This is a genomic window from Pelagibacterium halotolerans B2 (assembly GCF_000230555.1).
Taxonomy (GTDB): Bacteria; Pseudomonadota; Alphaproteobacteria; order Rhizobiales; family Devosiaceae; genus Pelagibacterium; species Pelagibacterium halotolerans.
On the sequence record NC_016078.1, the window covers coordinates 1,566,789 to 1,587,569 of the forward strand.

Sequence of the window (20,781 nt, forward strand, 5' to 3'; positions counted from 1 at the left end):
AGCTACGATAGTCGAGCGATGTGATGTGACGTCCGGGCCCACAAACGATGCGACCAAAGGGACAATTCCGATGCGACCTTGGTCTCATCTGAAGCTCCCCCTTCTATGGTTTCGGCGGCTCGATCTCTCTGCACAATTCCTTATCGTTGGCGGCGGCGCGCTGTGCTGCAGCATGGCAATTCTGGGCGGCTGGATCACCAGCACCATTTCCGCCAGCACCCTCAACAGCGCCGCGAAATCGAGCTCGGTGTTCGTCGAAACCTTCCTTGAGCCCTATGTTCAGGACTTGCCGGCAGATGGCGCGATGACGACCGAGCGGATGGTTCGGCTCGATGGTCTGCTGGCCGATACCCCGCTTGGAGAGCGTCTCATCTCGGTTAAGGTCTGGCGTACCGACGGCACCGTGATCTACAGCACGAACAGAGACCTGATCGGACGGCAGTTCAACACCACCGACGTTAGACGCGCCGCCAGCGGCGAAATCGTCGCCTCCTACGACGCGCTTGACAATCGCGAAGGGGCAACCGAACGGGCGACCGGTTTGCCCCTGATCGAAATCTACGCTCCGCTCCGCGCACAGGACGGCGAGATCGTCGCCGTCGGCGAATATTACGAGCATGCGCCCTGGTTCGCCGAGGAGCTGGAGCGGGCCCGGCTCGCCACCTGGGCCGTGGTCGGCGCCACCACGGCGGGGATGATCGGAATCCTGTTCCTCCTCGTCGCCCGGGGCAGTTCGGTCATTGCCAGCCAGCGCAGCCAGCTCGATCATCGCATTGCAGAGGCCGACCTTATGGCTGCCCAGAACGAGAACCTGCGCGAAGCCGCCGACAAGGCCCGCCTCGATGCAAGCGAGGCCAATGAGCAGTTGCTCGCAAGGATCGGAGCGGACCTCCATGACGGTCCCATCCAGATGCTGAGCCTGTTGACGCTGCGCCTCTCCGCACAGCAGGAACAAGCCGACGACGACCAGGACGAACCGGGCGCCGGTGGCGCCCTGATCGCTCAGGACGTCCTGCGGGAATTGCGCACCATCTCGGCTGGATTGGTCCTGCCCGAAATCGACAGCATCGACCTGCGCGGCGCCCTCCAGTTGGCCGTCCTTCGCCACGAAGGGCTGACCGGGACAAAGATCGCTGTAAGTTTCGGCAAATTGCCCAGGTCGTCGTCTCTTCCGCTCAAGACCTGCGCCTACCGCGTGGTCCAGGAGGCCCTCAGCAACGCCTACAAGCATGCGGGAGACGTTCACACCGAGGTGCGGGCCACGGTTTCAAAGAACCGGCTGTATATTACCGTAAGCGATTGCGGGCCCGGCATGCCCGATGGGGAAAGAAGCGCCAGCGCCCGCGAGCAGCTCGGACTTGCCGGTATCCGGAACAGGATCAACGCTCTCAAGGGCGAGTTCTCGATAGAGCCGCGCCAGGGCGGCGGCACTTGCATCGGCGTCGTGTTGCCGTTGAATTGACCCCTTGGCCCCTGCCATGACGCTCGATCGGGCCTGTGAGATGGCCGGGATAGCAGGCGCCGGCGAACGACAACACAGGTGCTTCCAATCACCACGACAGGCTCTAGCTGAGCGCCACTGCCCGCGCGCTCGATTTGAACTGCGCCAGTTTCTGCGCCCGCATGGCCACCTCGACGCGATTGCGCGCGTGGAGTTTGAGCATAAGGTTGGTCATATAGCGCTTCACCGTCTTTTCGCTGATCGAAAGACTGCAGGCGATCTCGCGATTGGTGCGCGCCTGAAGCAGATACGCCACGATCTGGCGTTCCCGTACGCTGAGGTCGACACCATGATCGTCTTCCTGCCGCGACCGATTGCGCAAGCCGCTGAGCACCTGGCTGGCATAGAGCCTGGTGATGTACATTTCCCCCCGCAACACCGAATTCACCGCCTCGAACAGTTCTCCGAAGGTTGCACCTTTCAGCACGAACCCCGTCGCGCCGGCCTCAAGTGCCCGCATGGCGGAGTCGACGCTCGAAAAGGCTGTGAAGACAATGATTTTCGTGAAATCGGATTTCCGAACGATTTCGGTCATCACGGAAAAAACATCGCCCGGCATGCTCAGATCCATGAAAAGAATTTGCGGATGGTGGGTATCCACGATGTTTCGTGCGTCATTCGCTGACGTTCCGAGCGCCACGACGCTGAACTGCTCCTTGTTGACAAAGAGCGCTTTCATACCCTCAAGCAGTATGGGATGGTCGTCAACGAAAGCAATACTAACTTTTTCGTCCGTCATTATTTCGCCCCCTCGCCCCTCCGCCAATCGTTACCCAATGTGATTTGCCCACATTATGACTATTGTCAAAAGCCATCGCGAAAATCGCTGTTCGGCCTCAGAAAACGCTGGCAGACAGGCAGTACTGCGGCCCGGTATCGCTCACAAATGCTGGTCGAACAGGATGGCGTTGCCGTCGGGATCCAATACCATAAAGCTTGCAGGCCCGCTGCCGGTTTCATCCGCCTCCTGCTCAGGCTGAATGCCTGAGGCCTTGAGCGATTTCTGAATGTCGCGCACGTCGGTAAAGCTGCCGACCGGCTGCGCATCGCTGTTCCACCCCGGATTGAATGTCAGGATGTTCTTCTCGAACATACCCTGAAAGAGCCCGATGACCGCCGTCGGCGACTTCATGATAAGCCAGCCCTGCTCGGCATCGCCGTGAAAGACTTCAAACCCGAGCTTTTCGTAAAACGCGCGTGACGCGGCGATGTCCTTGACCGCCAGGCTGACGGAAAATGCACCCAATTGCATCTGTTTCCCTCCTCTAGAGCGCGTCCAGCTAAAGTGGGCACCACTTTACGGTTCGGACGCGCGACAAAACAAAGACTGAGAGAATTTTCGCGATTTAAGGACCCCAGGGGCCACGATAACGAAAAGCGGAAATGCTCTAATCAGACGAACGGGATTGTTTTCGTGCACCTTGCGCGGCACAAGCCCGGGCCAATCACGATTGTGACATACTCTGCCTTCCGCCGCTCGAAATACTTATCCCCGCACCCGGCCCCTCATGGCATTCTCCCCTCACGACCGCACCAGGGCGAGGTTGCAAACGAGCTTCCGGTGAGGGCGGGACTGGAGAAGGGGGAGCGTGCGGCCGAGCCCATGCCGCATCGGCCCCCGGGCACTTCGATCCCAACCGACAGGTCGGTTCGGGTTCCTTGCGGGTCGCTGCAGGGAAGGCCCAAAGCGGACGGATGGCCAGGCGAGGATGGGAGTCCACGTCATACCGGGGCAACCCGGAGGGGCACCGGCAATTTGGGGGACACGGGAGGTTGGCAGGAAAAGCATGTCCTCGGACTTGATCCGGGGATGGCACTTTTCCGGTTCGACCAACCGACCCACAAAAACCGACAAACCCCAGCCCGAGATGCCGCCATAAGCCAAAAACCCCGGATGTGAACGGCGAAGCTGGCTTCGCTTACTATCAAAATCGGATGAAGCTTGCTTCGCCGTTCACCGCCCATTCGGGCACCTCTTATATAAACCGGGGCTTATGGCCATCGGACGCTTTGGCGCGTCCTACGCCCGGAGATGATCCAGCAGGCCCTGCCCCGCTACCCGTCCGGTGGCAAGGCACGCCGAGAGCAGATACCCACCGGTCGGCGCTTCCCAGTCGAGCATTTCCCCGGCCACGAACACGCCCGGCAGCTTTTTCAGCATCAGCCGCGCGTCAACCTCATCCCAGCCGACCCCGCCCGCCACCGAAATCGCCTCGTCGATCGGCCGCGTTCGTATCAGCGGCACGGCCAGCGCCTTGATCGCCCCGACCAGCGCCGCAGGGTCGGCGCGCACCGCTTCGCTGGTCAGCTCCCGCACCAACCCGGCCTTGACCCCATCGAGCCCCGCGCCCTTGCGCAACCGGCTCGAAAAGCTCGCCTTGGCCGGTTGCCGCGCCAGGTCGCGCTCGAGCCGTTTGGCAGACCGGTCCGGCGCCAGATCGGGCACCAGCGCCGTCGGCCCCGCCTCCAGCCCATCGCGCAGCGCCGCCGATTGTCCATAAACTAGCGAGCCCTCGACCCCGTGCCGGGAAACGACAAACTCTCCCCGGTTCGCGCCCACCGCCACGGCCTTCACCGGCGCTCCCGCGAACCGTTCGATGAAATGCGCGCTCCAATCGACATCGAACCCGCAATTGGCCGGCCGGAACGGGATGACAGAGACACCCAGCGCTTCAAGCCAGGCCACCCACGCCGCATCGGACCCCAGTTTGGGCCAGCTCGCCCCGCCCAGCGCCAGCACCACCGCATCGAAGGTGTCGCGCACCTCGCCCTCTGGCGTTTCAAACACCAGCGTGTCGCCCTCGAACCCCGCCCAGCGATGTCGCGTCCGAATGGCGACTCTGTGCTCTGCCAGCCGTTCGAGCCACGCCCGCAGCAGCGGCGAAGCCTTCATCGCCTGGGGAAACACCCGCCCCGACGACCCCACGAACGTCTCGCTGCCCAGCCCCGCCGCCCAGGACCGCACAGCCTCATTGTCGAAGGCCGAAAGCACAGGCTCCAGCCGCTCCCGCGCCGCCCCGAACCGGGAAAAGAAATCCCCCATCACCTCAGCATGGGTTAGGTTGAGCCCGGACTTGCCCGCCATCAGCAGTTTGCGTCCAACGGTTGGCATTCCCTCGTAAATGGTCACGGGATATCCGGCCCCCGAGATAACCTCGGCCGCCATCAGCCCGGCGGGGCCGCCCCCAACGATTGCAATATGCTTGTCCATGGCCAGCCCAGAACACCCTTTCGCCACCGCTGTCAAACCGCTAGTTTTGGCGTTCAACTGAGTCATTTCCAAAACAAAGAAGACCCATCATGTCCGACTCGCGTTCCAACGCTCCCGTCAATGAGGAAAAGCTCGACAAGCTCGCCCAGGTCGCCATTCACACCGGCCTCGGGCTCGAAGCCGGTCAGGATCTGCTCATCACCGCCCCGCTATCGGCCCTGCCGCTCGTTCGCAAGATCACCGAGCACGCCTACAAGGCCGGCGCCGGTCTCGTGACCACCCTCTATTCGGACGAGGAAGCCACCCTCGCCCGCTACAAGTACGCCAATGACGATGCCTTCGATCACGCTGCCGACTGGCTCTATGAAGGCATGGCCAGGGCCTTTGGCTCCAATACGGCCCGCCTTGCCATTTCCGGCGACAACCCCATGATGCTGGCCGAGCAGGATCCCGAAAAGGTCTCCCGCGCCAACCGCGCCAATTCAAAGGCTTACAAGCCCGCCATCAAGAAGATCACGGGCTTTGAGATCAACTGGAACATCGTTTCCTACCCCAATCCCAAATGGGCCAAGCTGGTCTTCCCCGACCTCGGTGAGGACGAAGCGGTCGCCAAGCTTGCCGATGCCATTTTTGCCGCGTCCCGGGTCGATCAGGCCGACCCCGTCGCCGCCTGGAAACAGCACAACGCTGAAATCCACGCCCGCCGCGACTGGCTCAACGAAATGAAATTCCGCGACCTGCACTTTACCGCGCCCGGCACCGATCTCGTCGTCGGCCTTGCCGACGATCACGAATGGGCCGGCGGCGCCTCCCTCGCCAAGAACGGCATCACCTGCAACCCAAACATCCCGACCGAAGAGGTTTTCACTACCCCGCACGCCCGCCGCGTCAACGGCGTCGTCCGCTCCACCAAGCCGCTCTCGCACAATGGCTCGGTGATCGAGGACATCGAAATGGTCTTCAAGGATGGCGTTGCCGTCGAAGTGCGCGCCTCCAAGGGCGAAAACGTCTGGAACAAGGTTCTCGACACCGACGAGGGCGGCCGCCGTCTGGGCGAAGTGGCGCTCGTGCCGCACTCCTCGCCGATCAGCCAGTCGGGGGTTCTGTTCTACAACACGCTATTCGACGAAAACGCCGCCTGCCACATCGCCATGGGCCAGTGCTACACCGAATGCTTCGTGGATGGCGACAAGCTGACCGAAGACGAGGTCACCGAAAAGGGCGGCAATTCGAGCCTCATCCACATCGACTGGATGATCGGATCGGGCGAAATGGATATCGACGGCATCACCCAGGACGGCGAACGCGTCCCCGTCTTCCGCAAGGGCGAATGGGCCAACTGACAGAACAAATAACGAGCCGGGTTATCCCCGGCTCTTTTCTTTGCCTTACCATCCTGTCCAACATTTCATCTGCCGGACAGCCTGCCGTGAGTTTGCATCCTCTAGTCTCCTTCCCATCGGCGCGACAACTGCGCCGCCCATGCAAAGGAGACGACAAATGAAGAACCTGACGCGCACAGCGATCATAACCATCGCCGCCGCCTCGATCGGCGCAGCCTCGCTGGCCCCGGCCCTGGCCCAGCCTTTCGGCGGTGCTCGCGACAATGGCGTCCAGCAAATTCACGGCGATAGCGCACGCAGCTTTCGCCCCGGCGGTGAGGGACCGATGAGCCATTTCCGCCGTGGCCCCGGCTTCGGCCAGGGTGGAGGATTGGTTGAAATGTTCCTCTCCGAGCGCGGCGCCGAGGCCATCGACATCGCCGCTGTCCGCCTCACCCATCTGCTTGAATTGACCGACGACCAGATGGCACTGCTCGAGGACCTGCGCCTGGCCGCCCTCGATGCCGTCGAAGACGTTCAGGCTGCCCACGACGAAATCGCTCCGGTCGCCGAGGATGAAGCGACCGAGCCCGATCTGGTCGCTCGCTTCGCGGGCATGGTCGCCATGACCACCGCCCGCGCCGAAGCTCTCGAAACGCTTCAACCGACATTTGAAGCGTTCGTCGGCAGCCTTGACGAGACCCAGCTCGAAAAACTGACGCCGCAGCGCCCAGGCGGCCCGCGAGTCGCGCCCCCGGCCCCTGCGACCGATGCGGCGCCCGAAACCCCTCAAGCCGAGGGCTAAACGAGCCGCAACACCACCAGAACACCCGACCCGGCGATCAGGAACGCCGGGTCGGCCCACGAAAACCCCGGCACGCCCACCATGGTGCGTGCCGGGGTCGCCCCAAACCCCCGTGCCTCCATGGCAATGGCCGACCGCCCGGCGCGCCGGACGGCAAAAGCCAGCAACGGCACGGCCAGCGCCGCCATCTCGCGTGGCCCAGGAATACGCCGCACGGGCCGACCCGCCCGCATCGCCCGCGCCATGCGCATCTGCGCCGCTTCGGCCAAAAGGTCCGGCACCAATTGCATGGCCACGAACAGCGCATAGCCAAGCCGCGCGGGAAATTTGAGATAGGCGATCAACGCCCGCACGAACGCTCCCGGATCGACGCTGAGCGCAAAAAGGATCGAAATCGTCCCGATCGCCAATGCCCGCAGGCTCAAGGTCAGCCCTGCCGAGAGCGCCGCACCGCCATTATCCCCGCCCGCGATATGCATGGCAAAATCACTGTCCTGGCGAAACAGCAGATTGGTCGTGACAAATCCCATGCCGAAGAGAATGAACGGCACCATCAATGCCAAAACAAGCAGGACGGGCACCCGCTGAATACCGACAAGCACCAATAGGACAACGCCGACCACCGAAATCTGGAACATCGGATCGAACGACGTCGCGATGCCGACAAAGAAAATCACACAGACTGCAAACACCGTCAGCGGATTGAGCCGCCCCAGCGGTGCGCCTGAAAACCTTTCATAGAACACAGTCATCCCGCCTCACCCCGCCGCCGGGACGCGCGACGCCATCTCGACGCGATTCAGCCAATCGATCACCGGCGCAAAACTCGGCCGCGCAAGCCCCGCCGTTTCTGTCACGGCGGTATCGCCCAGAATGTCCAGGGGTCTGCCTTCGGCGAGTATCCCGCCATCGGCGATCACAGCGACCCGGTCGCAAAGCCGCACCACCATGTCCATGTCGTGCGAAACGAGCACCACGCCTTTCCCGTTTTTCTTCAACTCAGAAAGATGCTCTGCCACCATCGCCGCGCCCGCGGCGTCCAGTCCCGAAAATGGTTCATCAAAAACCACGAACGACCAATGCCCCCTTGCATCCAGACTCGCAAGTGCCAGCCGGCGCTTCTGTCCGAACGAGAGTTCGAACGGATGCCGCTCTGCAAACCCGGCAAGCCCCCACCGCTCCAGCACAGCCTGGCAATCCCCGCCCCCGTCTATTGCCCCCAGGATTTCCTCCCGGACGCTCGCCGCCACAAGCTGGGCCTCCGGGTTCTGGAAGGCGATGCCTGCCATTGGCCCCTCCCGATGCCCCGCGCGCAACCGCAGCACACCGGCCAGGCTCGCCGCCAGTGTCGTCTTGCCCGCCCCATTAGGTCCGATCAGCCCCACAATCTCCCCCTCGCCGATGTCGAGATTTATGTCCTTGAGAACAGCGCGCCCCATTGGCGGGGCGCAATCGGCCTGCCTGAGGGACGCAACAACCTTGCCGCCCGCCGAGGGAACGCTGATGCGCTGCTCTATGTATCGCTGCGCAACGACGCAGGCCGCCGCTATGGCCGCATCATTGCCGACACCGGGCTCGAATGGTGCAAGCACATCCGAAAAGGAAAGCGGAGCCTGCTCGGAGGCAAGTCCGACCGCACCGAGCATGTCGTCGAGCGCGGAAAAAGCGGGCCGCCAGATACCTGCGCCCAAGAGATTCGTTCCGCGCTCGCGAAACAACGGCCCCGGCGGCATATCGGCCAGCACCGATCCGTTTTCGCCAAGCACCACGACCCGATCGATAGCGTCGATCAACCCTTCCAGCCGATGGTCGATCACCACCACGGCTTCAAACGCGCTCCTGTCCGACAACAGACCATGCGCCTTGGCCGTAGCCGACGGACTCAAATGCGAGGTTGGCTCGTCGGCAATCAGGATCGGCGTTGCCTGCGCCAGCACCGAAGCCAGCGCGACAAGCTGGCGCTCACCGCCGGACAGCGCCGAACTGCGCCGGCCCTGCCATTCCTGCGGCAGCCCGAGCCTGTCGAGAACGTCAGCCACTCGCGCCGCAATGCTTGCCGGCTCCATCCCCCGGTTTTCCAACGCGAACGCAATTTCCTCGCCCACCCGCATGCCACACAATGTTTCATCGGCATTCTGGAAATATTGCGCCACGGTATCGGCCCATTGCGCCGCGCTGCGGCTGGCCACGTCAGCACCATTCAGTTTGATCCGCCCCGCAACGCTCGCCGGAACGGCATTCGGGATCAGCCCGGTCAGCGCAAGCATGAGCAAGGACTTGCCCGACCCAGATGGCCCGAGCACAAGAACTCTTTCACCATGCCCGATGGCGATATCGACGGGACCAACCGCATCGCTGGTGGCGAAGGGATACCGGATCGATACCCCCTCCCATTGCGCCAGGCTCATTGGGCTGCCTGCGGCTCAAACCCGACGCCGCGGCGCTCGATATCGATCCGCAGCCCCCTGAGCACGCCGGTCCTATAGAGAGCCTCGACAATCAGATGCCCGAGAACACCCGCCAGCACAGCCCCGCTGATAAGCCGGATGACAAACATCGCACCGACCAGCCAGGGCTCGAGGGCACCGTAATCGAACAGGAACCAGTTATATATGAAGCTCGTCACCGAGGCGCCCATCCCCGCGGCGATCAACACCGGCAGCCGGTAATGCTTCCAGCCCAGCGCCGCAAAAACCAGTTCCGCCCCAAGGCCCTGCACCATCGCCGCGATGAGCAACCCCAGCCCCGCGGGACTGCCGAGCAGGATTTCAATCCCTGCCGCCAGCACCTCGGCCATCAGGGCAACACCGGGTTTGCGGATGACGGCGGCGGCAACGATGGATGCCGAAAACCAGAACCCCATGAAAACGTCCATCGTCACCGGCCCGAACGCCGCCTGGCTGACCAGCCAGACCTGAACCCAGGCCAGGTAGAGCACGGCAAACGCGGCGCCGAAAACGGCAACGACAAGGGTCTCGCGCAGCGTCCAGCGCCACGATTGCGAAGCGAAATCGGACATGTCCTGTCCTCCTTTGATAACGATGTTGGGAAAAGCGCCGCGGGACCACGCCCCGCGGAAAAGTCACGCAGCGGCGTCCGGAGACGGGCTGTTGGCCGAAGCGGTCAGATCGATCGCGACATGCGCGTTCGGATCGCCAAAGCTGAGCCAGGCTTGCGAAAGAGCCTCAAAGACCGGCCCGGCATCGCCGGCCAGCCTCGTGCAGTAGTTCTTCGCCCTGTCGAACACCGGCGAGGCTTTCAGGAAATCGATGCAGCCGTAGATTTCGTCCATGTAATCGGCCGGGCCGAGCGGATAGAGCGAAAATTGCACGGCAACCCTCTGGCCGGTCGATGGCGCATCGGTCACGGCTCGCGCCGCACGCCTCTTACGCTTTTCAAGGTCTTCGTCGAACGCAGACGGCTGTTCGGGCTCGCAGATATCCATGTCCGGTTCCCCCGGACATCCGCGAGAGATCGTAGCATGCATTGCTACGTGATGCCCGCTCCGCGCTGCCGCAACGAACAATTCGCGCATGGTTGGAAAAATCAACTCTGGCGGACCGACGACAAGCGTCGAGATATCGTCGGTCTCTATGCGCAAGTGGTCCCTATAGGGCGCAATTGCGTCGAGAGAGGACAGAATTACGCGAACGAAATCGTCCGCCATGACATAAAGGGAGAGTTGTGCGCCGCACTTCATCTTCGCCTCGCTCCGCTGGTATTATCCAGATCAGCTTTAGGGTTAGATGGCTTTGCGCCGTCCTCTCAGCCCCGGCCATACGGAGCACCCCTGTCGAACGACTCGATGGTTAGCACATCTTTCCATCGTGCGGCAACGGGAACTTCCCGCTTTGAGAGAACACCGTTTTCCGGCACTCTGTGTACCTGTCTTTGGAAAGGCCCAACCGTGCGAAACATCCGATTTGCAATAACAGCCCTCCTTATTGGTGCCTGGCCGGGAATCGGTTTGGCGCAGCAGGAAGCCGTAAGCGAAGACGACGCCTTTGCGCGTTTTTCACAGAGCTTTCCCGAACTGTGCTACGGGCTCGAAGACTCTGTCGCCGCGGAATATTACCCGAACGAGCGTTGGGATCTGAGCTGGGAAACCGAATATTCGGACGCTCCACAGACCGCCACGCTCCATAGATTCTTCTGTGGTTCTGGCGCTTACAACGTCAACCACATGTACTATCTCGAAACCGAGTACGAGGGCTTGGTGCCGGTGGCCTTTGCCACTCCCCAGTTCGACGTCGTCTATGAAAATGATGATTTCGAAGGCGCGGTCCTCGATATGCCGATGACGGGTTACGGCACCCAGTTGTTGCTCACCAATTCCGAATTCGACTCCGAGACAAAAACAATCACCAGCCACGCCCTGTGGCGCGGTCTTGGCGACGCCTTTTCAGCGGGAACCTGGACCTTCGATGAGGGTCAGTTCGTACTTATCCGCTACCAAGTCGATGCGCAGTATGATGGTGAAGCCAATCCCGAAACGCTGGTGAGCTTCAAATAGGAGTAACGCTCCATGTCAGGTCTCAAGACTCGCCCGACCGACCAGAAGGTCTCCCAATTCATCGACGCGGTCGAACCTGATCAAAAGCGGCAAGACTGCTGGACCATGGTCGAGATGATGCGCGAGATAACTGGCTCCGAGCCCGTCATGTGGGGCTCCTCGATTGTCGGGTTCGGAACCTACACATATGTCAACACGACCAAGAAACCCGCAGATTGGCCGATCACAGGTTTTTCACCCCGCAAGGCAAATCTCACGCTTTATGTGATGCCGGGTTTTTCGCAATACGATGCTCTCATGGAGAAGCTGGGCAAGCACTCGACCGGCGTTTCGTGCCTTTACGTAAAGAAGCTGGCCGATATCGATCTTGGCATTCTCAAAGAGCTCATTCGCCGATCGGTCGAACAGATGCGGGCGACCTATCCCACCAGATAAGAAGAGACCGCAGCGCCGGGCGGACGACTGCGGTCTCCATAAACGCTTCCGCCGCGCTGTTGAGGGCTTGGGGGACTACAGCGGAAGCTTGTGTCCGCTAGTGCATGGGCTCGTTTGCCAGTCCAGCAGACACCACCAATATCGGTTGTCATTGCGGCGACAAAAGGCCCAATCACCGAACTGTGATAAAACGCTGATTGGATCGGAGAGCATTGCACGGCGAAGCCGAAACTGGCATGCCTTGGGGTTAAAACCAAAAACAAGAACAGGACTTGCGCATGAAACTCATCACTCCGCCCACCATACCGCTGAAATCCTTCTCCGATCCGGTCAAGGCTTGGGAGTATGTCTGCGAAATCTATGACCGCAACACGGGCTTCATCCGCGACCATCTGCTCAACCTGACCAAGGGACAGGTGCCTCCGGGCAAGGTTCGTGCCCATTACCCCAAGGTGCAGGTGCTTTCGACAAGCTTCCAGCAACAGGCCAATTCGCGCCTTGCCTATGGCTTTCTGCACAGCCCCGGGCTTTATCAGACCACGCTGACCCAGCCGGCGCTGTTTCATAAGTACCTTATCGAGAATTTTTCGCTCATCCTCAAGAACCACGGCGGCAAGATAGAGGTCGGAGAATCCGAAACCCCCATTCCGCTCCATTTCGCCGTCGATCCGAAAGAGCGGGTTGAGGGCGATACGCTCCTCGATATCGGTGTGCCGTTGCGCGACCTGTTCGACGTCCCCGATCTGGCCCACATGGACGATGAAATCGCCAACGGCACGTTTATCCCGCCTTCGGGTGGCCCCTACCCGCTTGCCGCCTTCACCGGACCGCGCGTCGATTATTCGCTGCACCGGCTCAACCACTACACCGGAACGGTCCCCGACCATTTCCAGAACTTCGTGATCTTCACAAACTACCAGTTCTATATTGAGGAATTCACCCGGCTCGCCCATCAGTGGATGAGCGAAGGGCACGAATTCTATGAAAGCTTTGTCGAACCGGGAAACGTTATAACGACCAATAGCCGCCTTGGCGGAGGAACCGATGGCACGCTGCCCGCCCGCCAGCCTCAGATGCCCGCCTATCACCTGACGGCGCCTAACGGTCGCGGCATTACGATGATAAACATTGGTGTAGGGCCATCCAACGCCAAGACGGCAACGGACCATATCGCTGTCCTGCGCCCCCATGCCTGGCTGATGCTCGGACACTGCGCCGGCCTGCGCAACTCGCAGTCTTTGGGCGATTACGTTCTGGCGCACGCCTATGTTCGCGAGGATCACGTTCTCGACGACGACCTGCCCGTCACGGTCCCGATTCCAGCACTGGCCGAAATTCAGCTTGCTCTGCAGGAAGCTGTGGCCGAGGTCACGCATCTTGAGGGCCTGGAAACCAAGACCATCATGCGCACCGGTACGGTCTTCACCATCGACAACCGCAACTGGGAGTTGCGGGACCAGAGCGAAATCACCCGCCGTCTGTCACAATCGCGCGCCATCGCGCTGGACATGGAGAGCGCCACGATCGCTGCCAATGGTTTCCGCTTCCGTGTCCCTTACGGCACCCTCCTCTGCGTCTCAGACAAGCCCCTGCACGGCGAACTCAAGCTCCCCGGCATGGCCTCTGACTTCTATCGCACCCAGGTTAACCGCCACCTGCTGATCGGCCTCAAAGCCATGGAAATCCTGCGCAATCAGCCCGTCGAACGGCTGCATTCACGCAAGTTGCGGTCCTTTGCCGAAACGGCATTCCAATAAAAAGAGGGCGCCTCTGGCGCCCTCCTCATAAGCCCGGAAAATCCTGCCTCAGCGTTTGAGCGCCAGGCTCTCATTGGCAGTGATCGCGGTCATGTTCACGATTCCGCGGCTGGTCACCGAAGGCGCAAGGATATGCGCAGGATTTCGTGTGCCCATCAGGATCGGACCGACCGGAAGCGCATTGTTCAATTCCTTGAGCAAGGTCATGGAAAGATTCGCACTTTCAAGGTTCGGGAACACCAGCAGATTGGCTTCGCCCTTGAGCACCGAGTCGGGAATGTAGCGTTCACGCAGCCCCTGGTTGAGCGCCAGGTCGCCCTGCATTTCGCCTTCGACAATGAGGTCCGGCGCTACGCGCTTGAGCTTGTCATAGGCGGCTTTCATCTTGTCTGACGATGCCCCCTCGCGAGAGCCGAAGTTCGAATAGCTCAGCAGCGCTGCCTTGGCTTCAATATTGAAGCGCCTGAGATGGTCGCGCGCCTGAAGCGTAATCGATACGATCTCGTCAGCGCTCGGGTCCATGTTCACATAGGTATCGGCAAGGAAAAATGCCCCGCGCGGCATGATAAGCATTGAGAGTGCCGAAACGTCCGAAACGCCGTCCGACAGCCCGACAACGGATTTGATATCGCGCACGTGCTTGATGTAACGCCCCTGAAGACCGCATATCAGCCCATCGGCATCGCCGCGCTTGACGGCGAGCGCCCCGATGATCGTGGTATTGGTGCGCACGATCGTACGCGCCGTATCGGGTGTGACGCCCGAACGCCCAACGAGCGAATGGAACTCGGCGACATATTCCTTGTAGCGCGGATCGTCTTCGGGATTGATAATCTCGAAATCCTTGCCCGGCGTCAGCTGCAGCCCGAAGCGTTCGATTCGCTGCTCGATGACAAACGGCCGTCCAATAAGAATTGGCTGCGCGATGCCCTCTTCGAGCACCACCTGCGTGGCCCGCAGTACGCGTTCGTCTTCACCATCGGCAAACGCAATGCGCTGACCGGCGCCCTTGGCGCGCTCGATCATCGGCTTCATCACCATGCCCGAGCGGAAAACGAACCGATTGAGACTGTCCTTGTAGGCGTCGAAATCGGCTACGGGACGCCGCGCGACGCCCGAATCCATCGCGGCCTTCGCAACGGCGGGCGCAATACGCAGAATGAGGCGCTGATCGAACGGATTGGGGATGAGATAATCCCGGCCGAAAGTCGATGGAGACCCTGGAACCGACTCGAGCACCGGCTCATGCGCCAGCTTGGCGATCGCATGAGCGGCGGCGGCCTTCATTTCTTCATTGATCGTGGTTGCACCGACATCGAGCGCACCGCGGAAGATGAACGGAAAGCACAGGACGTTGTTGACCTGATTTGGGTAGTCGGATCGCCCTGTGCAGATCATTGCATCCGGCCGTTCTTCAATGGCGATCTCGGGCATGATTTCCGGCACCGGATTGGATAGCGCCAGGATCAGGGGATTCTCCGCCATATCCTTGAGCATCTCTCGCTTCAGCGCACCGGCCGCGGAAAGGCCGAGGAAGATATCGGCACCTTCCATAACCTCAGCAAGCGATGTCTTGTCGCTGTCCTGAGCGAAAGCCCCCCGCCAACGATCCACGGAGTTGTCGCGTCGCGTCGTCACCAGTCCTTCGCGATCGGCCACCCAGATGTTTTCCCGCTTGGCGCCCACCGCCATCAGCATGTTCAGGCAGGCGATGGCAGCCGCGCCGGCACCGGAGGTGCAAATCTTGACCTTGGAAATGTCCTTTCCGGCAATCTTGAGCCCGTTGAGGACCGCAGCCGCAACGATAATGGCCGTACCGTGCTGATCGTCGTGAAAAACCGGAATCGGCATGCGCTCGCGCAGCGCTTCCTCGATCTCGAAGCAATCCGGCGCCTTGATGTCTTCAAGATTGATGCCGCCGAACGAGGGCCACATCGGCGCAACGGTTTCGATGAACTTCTTGGGATCCTGCTCGTCGATCTCGATATCGATTGAATCGATACCGGCAAACTTTTTGAAAAGGACTGACTTGCCTTCCATCACTGGCTTGGATGCCAACGCCCCGATATTGCCCAGCCCGAGAACCGCCGTGCCGTTGGAAATGACCGCCACGAGATTGCCACGCGAGGTGTAGAGCGCCGCCGTTTCCGGATCTGCCGCAATTTCCTCGCACGGTGCCGCGACACCCGGCGAATATGCAAGAGCCAGATCACGTTGGTTTGCCAGCGGCTTGGTCGGAACAATCTCGATCTTGCCGGGCTTGGGATGCTGGTGGAAATGCAGGGCAGCTTCTTTAAGCGCCTTCTGCGGATCGCGCGGTTCGTCCGTCATGCCGTCTCCTCGGATTAGCGGCGAGATACCTGCCACCAATCGCATCAAAATGGAAGGCTTGCGAACCTATCTTTTCCGCACTTGGGATATTCAGCGGCCTATCGGGTAGGAATACCGGCAAATCAGGCAGCAAGTCCTGGCTCAAGATTGCTTTCCCGAACACCGGGTCTGAGCGCATTCGCCAGAACGAGGAACGATGACAGTTTCATCGGCGGAGCAAAAAGGTAGCCTTGGGCAAACACCACGTTCTTGGACCGAAGGTAGAGCGCCTGCTCCTGGGTTTCGACCCCTTCGGCTATGATGTCGATATCGAGATCCTTGGCCATCGAAATCAGGGCATCGACCACCGGAACGGGCTGGCTTGCGTCTTTTATCATCTCGACGAAAATCTTGTCGATCTTGACGATATCGATGCCGAGCGTCTGCAGATACGCAAGATTTGAATGGCCCGTCCCTGCATCGTCCATGGCGATCCGAACCCCGAGCTTGTGCATCGCACTCATCACCCGGTTGGCCGCATTCCTATCGTCGAGCGGTCGACGCTCTGTAATTTCAAAGACAAGCTGACGATAGGAAATACCGCTTCCCTCAAACACCGACTGGATATCTTCCACGATCGACCCGTCACGAAAATGCCCCTCGAAAAGGTTGATCGACACCTTGAAGTCCGGCACTTCGCGGCAGATGTCCTCGAGATCGTAGCGGACCTGCTCCATAAGGCTCAGCGTCATCGGGATGGCCAGACCCGACATTTCCGCATAGTCGATAAATGCACCTGGAGGAATTATTTCTCCATTTTTCTTCACCCAGCGTATGAGAACCTCGCAACCGATGAGCTTTCCGGTCTTGAGGTTGATGACGGGCTGGTAATAGGGTTTCATTTCTCCAGCGATAATGGCGCGTTCCAGGTCGAAAGCAACGATATCGGCCTTGCGCGCATATTGGATCGCCAGGACCAGAATAAGCGCCCCCATGAAACAGGCCGCCACTGTAAAGCCCACATCGAGCGGCGAATATTCGGAACGGACCTGGGAAAACGATAGACCAGCTTCTGCTTTCAGCGGTATTTCGCCGGCAAACGACCTAGCAAAAAGATAATCATCCCGGCCCGCCCCTTGCCCGATCCGTTCGTCCCCCCGCAACAGGATCGAACTGCCACTGGTCAGGGCGACCTGCAAATAGCTGATCTGGCCCAGCAGCGGCGCGTCTTTGCGCATGAGCATCGGAGTGGCCAGCACCAGCGCCGAAACGGTACGCTCGCGTCCGAATGCCTGGGTTATCTTGAGCAACGGGATTTCGCTGCCCTCTATCTTAACGACACTCAGCGTTTCCGTATGACCTGGGATCGTCAGGCTTTCCGACAGAACGCGATAGTCAACTGCGCGGCCAAATGCCGAGCAATATTGCACCCCGTCGTGGTTTTCCACGAGCACTTGGCGCAGGAACGGGTTGGCTTCCAGCTCTGAATTCACGTTCTGTATAAAAGTTGCCGCGCACAAGGATGGGCTGTTGGCCAGAATGCGCCTTAGCGATTGAATTCCCTCATGAACGGTAACCTGAGAATCATGGGTAATCGCATCCACGGTCGTCTGCAAGGCACCCGTTTCCCGCGCCTGGACATAGCCATCGATCACATGGTCGACGGCCACCACCGGCAAGAACGCCAGCAATGCCACAACGAGCAGCACAATCTGTGAAAAACGCGACCGCAAAGAAAAATGCCCGGAAGTATCGACCCTCAATTCGATCCTACCGGGCAAGACTTTAACTGCGCATTAAATCAGCGGTGTTTGCCTGATACCGCTTAGATCTTCTTTTTGTCCGCGGGCAGGTTGAGACGCAGATGGAGTTCACGCAACTGCCTGGCCGACGCCTCGCCCGGCGCTCCCATCAGTAGATCTTCTGCCTGCTGGTTCATTGGGAACAGCGTGATCTCGCGCAGGTTCTGGACGCCGCACAAAAGCATAACGATACGGTCGATACCCGCCGCCATGCCGCCATGCGGTGGTGCGCCATACTGGAACGCACGATACAGTCCGCCAAAGCGGTCTTCGACGTCCTGGCGTGAAAGCCCCACCTTCTCGAAGGCGGCAACCATGGTGTCGGGTTCCTGGTTACGGATCGAGCCCGATGCAATTTCGAAGCCATTGCAGACGGCGTCATACTGATAGGCCTTGATCGACAGCAGGTCCTCGCCGTCGAGTGCCTCGCGTCCGCCCTGAGGCATAGAGAACGGATTGTGCGCGAACTCGACTTTCTTTTCCTCTTCGTCCCATTCAAAAAATGGAAAATCGACGATCCAACATAGTGCATAGCTGTCGAGATCGAGAAGTTCGAGATCGGTGCCCACCTTGGTGCGGGCCGCACCCGCGAAACTGTGGAACTTGGATGGTACGCCACAGACGAAAAATACGGCATCGCCGTCCTTGAGACCGAGCTGAGCACGAATGGCTTCCGTGCGCTCCTCGCCTATGTTCTTGGCAATAGGGCCCGAACCGGCACCGTCCTTGAAAAAGATGTAACCCAAGCCCGGTTGTCCCTCGCCTTGCGCCCACGCATTCATGCGGTCGCAAAATGCGCGAGACCCGCCGGTCGGCGCCGGAATGGCCCAGACCTCGACCTTGGGGTCGCCTGCGATCTGGTTGGCAAAGACCTTGAACCCCGAGCCACGAAAATGTTCAGTAACGTCATCCATTTCGATCGGATTGCGCAGGTCCGGCTTGTCAGAACCATACTTGCGGATCGCCACATCGTAGGGGATGCGAGGAAATTCCTGGGTAACCTTCTTGCCCTCGGCAAATTCCTCGAACACGCCGCGAATGACCGGCTCCATGGTGTCCCAGACTTCTTCCTGGGTCACAAAGCTCATCTCGACGTCGAGCTGATAGAATTCCCCCGGCAGGCGATCGGCGCGCGGATCTTCGTCCCGGAAGCACGGGGCAATCTGGAAATACCGGTCGAACCCGGCCACCATCAGCAACTGCTTGTACTGCTGGGGTGCCTGCGGCAGCGCAAAGAACTTGCCCGGATGGATACGGCTCGGCACAAGAAAATCGCGCGCGCCTTCGGGCGACGAGGCCGTCAGGATCGGCGTCGAGTATTCGCCGAAGCCGATCTCGCTCATGCGGCGGCGCATATCGGCAATGATTTTGGAGCGCTTGACGATATTGGCGTGCAGCGTTTCGCGGCGCAGGTCCAGGAACCGGTAGCGCAGGCGCGTGTCTTCAGGGTAGTCGGGTTCACCGAACACCGGTAACGGCAGTTCCGCGGATTTACCGAGCACTTCGATATCGCGGATGAAAACCTCGACTTCACCGGTTGGCAGGCTCTTGTTGGTGGTCTCCGGCGTACGCGCCTTGACTTCACCATCCACACGGATCACCCATTCGGCCCGAACGGATTCGGCCAGCTTGAATGCAGGCGAATCCGGATCGATCACGCATTGCGTCAACCCGTAATGATCGCGCAGATCGAGAAACAGCAACCCGCCATGATCTCGAATGCGATGCACCCATCCTGACAGCCGGGCGGTCGAGCCGACATCTGCCTTTTTAAGCTGGGCACAGGTGTGCGAACGATAGCGATGCATCACAACAAGTCTTTCGAGAACGGAGTGGGAATTTGTGCCGGAAAAGCGCATGTGACGTGCTCAATGTCAAGCATGATGCGCCATGGCACTTTGCGGCAGGACAACAATCCTGATAACAGACATCCCATTATTTTTGAACTGGATACCGACTCAATGCAGGTCATCACTTCGACGCGGGCGCTTGAGGCGTTCTGCAAGGACGCTGCGACCTATGATTTCGTTACCGTCGATACCGAATTTTTGCGCGAAACGACATACTGGCCAAAGCTCTGCCTCATTCAGGCCGCCACCGCGGACCGAGCGGTTATCATCGATCCGCTTGCCGATGACATTGATCTTGCTCCGTTTGCCGAACTTTTGGCGGACCGGCATGTGACTAAGGTGTTTCATGCCGCGCGGCAGGATATCGAAATCTTTGTGAAACTGTTCGGCGTCGTTCCCCATCCCATCTTTGATACCCAGGTTGCCGCCAGCGTCTGCGGCCACGGCGATTCGGTGTCGTACGACAATCTGGTGCGTTCCGTGGTCGGCGAGCAGATCGACAAGAGTTCCCGCTTTACCGACTGGTCGCATCGCCCGCTGACCGAAAAACAGCTCAACTACGCTCTGGCCGACGTCACCCATCTGCGCGACATCTATGGCCAACTGCGCACCGAAATCGACAAGACCCGCCGTGGCGCCTGGGTCGCCGATGAAATGGCCGTACTGGAAAGCGTCGATACATACGTCATTCAGCCCGAAGTCGCATGGAAGCGCGTAAAGGCCAGGGTCAATAAACCCCGAGACCTGGCGGCACTTCAGGCCATTGCAGCCTGGCGCGAGCGTCGTGCCCAGGAAAACGATCAGCCTCGAGGCAGGATTCTCAAGGATGACGCGATCGCCGAACTGGCCATCCAGCGCCCAACGACGCCCGATGCCTTCGAAAAGCTCAGGGCCGTGCCGCGCGGCTATGGTCGATCAGCGGCGGCTGCCGAACTGATCGCGATCATCAAATCGGTGGAAGCGGCGGACAAATCCAGCCTCCCCAAGGTTGCCGAGCGTCCCAGAGGGCCTTCTCCCAAAGGAGCGGTTGGCGATCTGCTCCGCGTCTGGCTCAAGGCCGTTGCCGATACCAACGGCGTTGCAACCCGCATTATCGCCAGTTCCGACGACATCGATGCAATCGTGCTCGACGACAACGCGGACGTTCCTGCCCTCAAGGGTTGGCGCCGCAAGCTGTTTGGCGAAAAGGCACTGGCGATAAAGCACGGACGCATGGCGCTGGCCGCCACGCGCAAAGGTGTCGTTGAGGTGTCGGTGGACCTCGCCGAGTAGAAT

17 protein-coding genes and 1 riboswitch are annotated in these 20,781 nt (G+C 60.1%); of the genes, 7 read left to right on the plus strand and 10 right to left on the minus strand.

Going from position 1 to position 20,781, the window contains the following annotated elements:
• Positions 1–172: 172 nt before the first annotated feature.
• Positions 173–1,462 carry a sensor histidine kinase gene (locus KKY_RS07580; protein ID WP_014130731.1) on the plus strand — a complete coding sequence of 430 codons (1,290 nt, stop codon included), beginning with the start codon at positions 173–175 and terminating at the stop codon, positions 1,460–1,462.
• A 103-nt stretch (positions 1,463–1,565) separates the two neighbouring features.
• Here KKY_RS07580 and KKY_RS07585 read toward each other — a convergent pair whose 3' ends face one another.
• From KKY_RS07585 to KKY_RS07595, 3 genes are all read right to left on the minus strand, one after another.
• On the minus strand, positions 1,566–2,240 hold the full coding sequence (locus KKY_RS07585) for a response regulator (RefSeq protein ID WP_014130732.1): 675 nt from the start codon (positions 2,238–2,240) through the stop codon (positions 1,566–1,568).
• 141 nt (positions 2,241–2,381) lie between these two features.
• A complete protein-coding gene (locus tag KKY_RS07590; RefSeq protein WP_014130733.1) occupies positions 2,382–2,753 on the minus strand; it encodes a VOC family protein in 372 nt (123 codons plus the stop codon).
• 768 nt (positions 2,754–3,521) lie between these two features.
• Positions 3,522–4,712 (minus strand): TIGR03862 family flavoprotein, encoded by a 1,191-nt coding sequence (locus KKY_RS07595; RefSeq protein ID WP_014130734.1) that lies wholly within the window; start codon positions 4,710–4,712, stop codon positions 3,522–3,524.
• 89 nt (positions 4,713–4,801) lie between these two features.
• Between KKY_RS07595 and KKY_RS07600 the strand changes: the two genes are divergently transcribed.
• The gene (locus KKY_RS07600; protein ID WP_014130735.1) at positions 4,802–6,055 is read left to right on the plus strand and encodes an aminopeptidase; all 1,254 of its coding nucleotides are present in this window, start codon (positions 4,802–4,804) and stop codon (positions 6,053–6,055) included.
• 157 nt (positions 6,056–6,212) lie between these two features.
• Positions 6,213–6,839, plus strand: a complete 627-nt coding sequence (locus KKY_RS07605; RefSeq protein WP_014130736.1) for a Spy/CpxP family protein refolding chaperone — start codon at positions 6,213–6,215, stop codon at positions 6,837–6,839.
• On the opposite strand, the gene KKY_RS07610 is transcribed toward KKY_RS07605, so the two are convergent.
• From KKY_RS07610 to KKY_RS07625, 4 genes are all read right to left on the minus strand, one after another.
• Positions 6,836–7,591 (minus strand): energy-coupling factor transporter transmembrane component T family protein, encoded by a 756-nt coding sequence (locus tag KKY_RS07610; protein ID WP_139305014.1) that lies wholly within the window; start codon positions 7,589–7,591, stop codon positions 6,836–6,838. The genes KKY_RS07605 and KKY_RS07610 overlap by 4 nt on opposite strands.
• A 6-nt stretch (positions 7,592–7,597) precedes the next feature.
• Entirely contained in the window at positions 7,598–9,247 is a 1,650-nt protein-coding gene (locus KKY_RS07615; protein ID WP_014130738.1) for an ABC transporter ATP-binding protein, read from the minus strand.
• The gene (locus KKY_RS07620; RefSeq protein WP_014130739.1) at positions 9,244–9,858 is read right to left on the minus strand and encodes an ECF transporter S component; all 615 of its coding nucleotides are present in this window, start codon (positions 9,856–9,858) and stop codon (positions 9,244–9,246) included. Before KKY_RS07620 ends, KKY_RS07615 begins: the two co-directional genes overlap by 4 nt.
• A 63-nt stretch (positions 9,859–9,921) precedes the next feature.
• Positions 9,922–10,539 carry a YkoF family thiamine/hydroxymethylpyrimidine-binding protein gene (locus KKY_RS07625; RefSeq protein WP_014130740.1) on the minus strand — a complete coding sequence of 206 codons (618 nt, stop codon included), beginning with the start codon at positions 10,537–10,539 and terminating at the stop codon, positions 9,922–9,924.
• A riboswitch (TPP riboswitch) is annotated at positions 10,530–10,641 on the minus strand. (Overlaps the previous gene by 10 nt.)
• Before the next feature lie 165 nt (positions 10,642–10,806).
• Between KKY_RS07625 and KKY_RS07630 the strand changes: the two genes are divergently transcribed.
• From KKY_RS07630 to KKY_RS07640, 3 genes are all read left to right on the plus strand, one after another.
• Complete coding sequence (locus KKY_RS07630) at positions 10,807–11,352, plus strand: DUF1176 domain-containing protein (protein ID WP_014130741.1); 546 nt, start codon at positions 10,807–10,809, stop codon at positions 11,350–11,352.
• A 12-nt stretch (positions 11,353–11,364) separates the two neighbouring features.
• Positions 11,365–11,787, plus strand: a complete 423-nt coding sequence (locus KKY_RS07635) for a DUF1801 domain-containing protein (RefSeq protein WP_014130742.1) — start codon at positions 11,365–11,367, stop codon at positions 11,785–11,787.
• A gap of 278 nt (positions 11,788–12,065) precedes the next feature.
• Entirely contained in the window at positions 12,066–13,544 is a 1,479-nt protein-coding gene (locus tag KKY_RS07640; protein WP_014130744.1) for an AMP nucleosidase, read from the plus strand.
• A 48-nt stretch (positions 13,545–13,592) separates the two neighbouring features.
• On the opposite strand, the gene KKY_RS07645 is transcribed toward KKY_RS07640, so the two are convergent.
• From KKY_RS07645 to aspS, 3 genes are all read right to left on the minus strand, one after another.
• Positions 13,593–15,875 carry an NADP-dependent malic enzyme gene (locus KKY_RS07645; RefSeq protein WP_014130745.1) on the minus strand — a complete coding sequence of 761 codons (2,283 nt, stop codon included), beginning with the start codon at positions 15,873–15,875 and terminating at the stop codon, positions 13,593–13,595.
• A 122-nt stretch (positions 15,876–15,997) separates the two neighbouring features.
• Positions 15,998–17,587: an EAL domain-containing protein gene (locus KKY_RS19555; RefSeq protein WP_050811681.1), complete on the minus strand. Its 1,590-nt coding sequence runs from the start codon at positions 17,585–17,587 to the stop codon at positions 15,998–16,000.
• Positions 17,588–17,679: 92 nt separating this feature from the next.
• Entirely contained in the window at positions 17,680–19,464 is a 1,785-nt protein-coding gene (gene aspS, locus KKY_RS07655; RefSeq protein ID WP_041529233.1) for an aspartate--tRNA ligase, read from the minus strand.
• Between the two features lie 153 nt (positions 19,465–19,617).
• Between aspS and rnd the strand changes: the two genes are divergently transcribed.
• On the plus strand, positions 19,618–20,778 hold the full coding sequence (gene rnd / locus KKY_RS07660; RefSeq protein ID WP_014130748.1) for a ribonuclease D: 1,161 nt from the start codon (positions 19,618–19,620) through the stop codon (positions 20,776–20,778).
• Positions 20,779–20,781 lie beyond the last annotated feature (3 nt).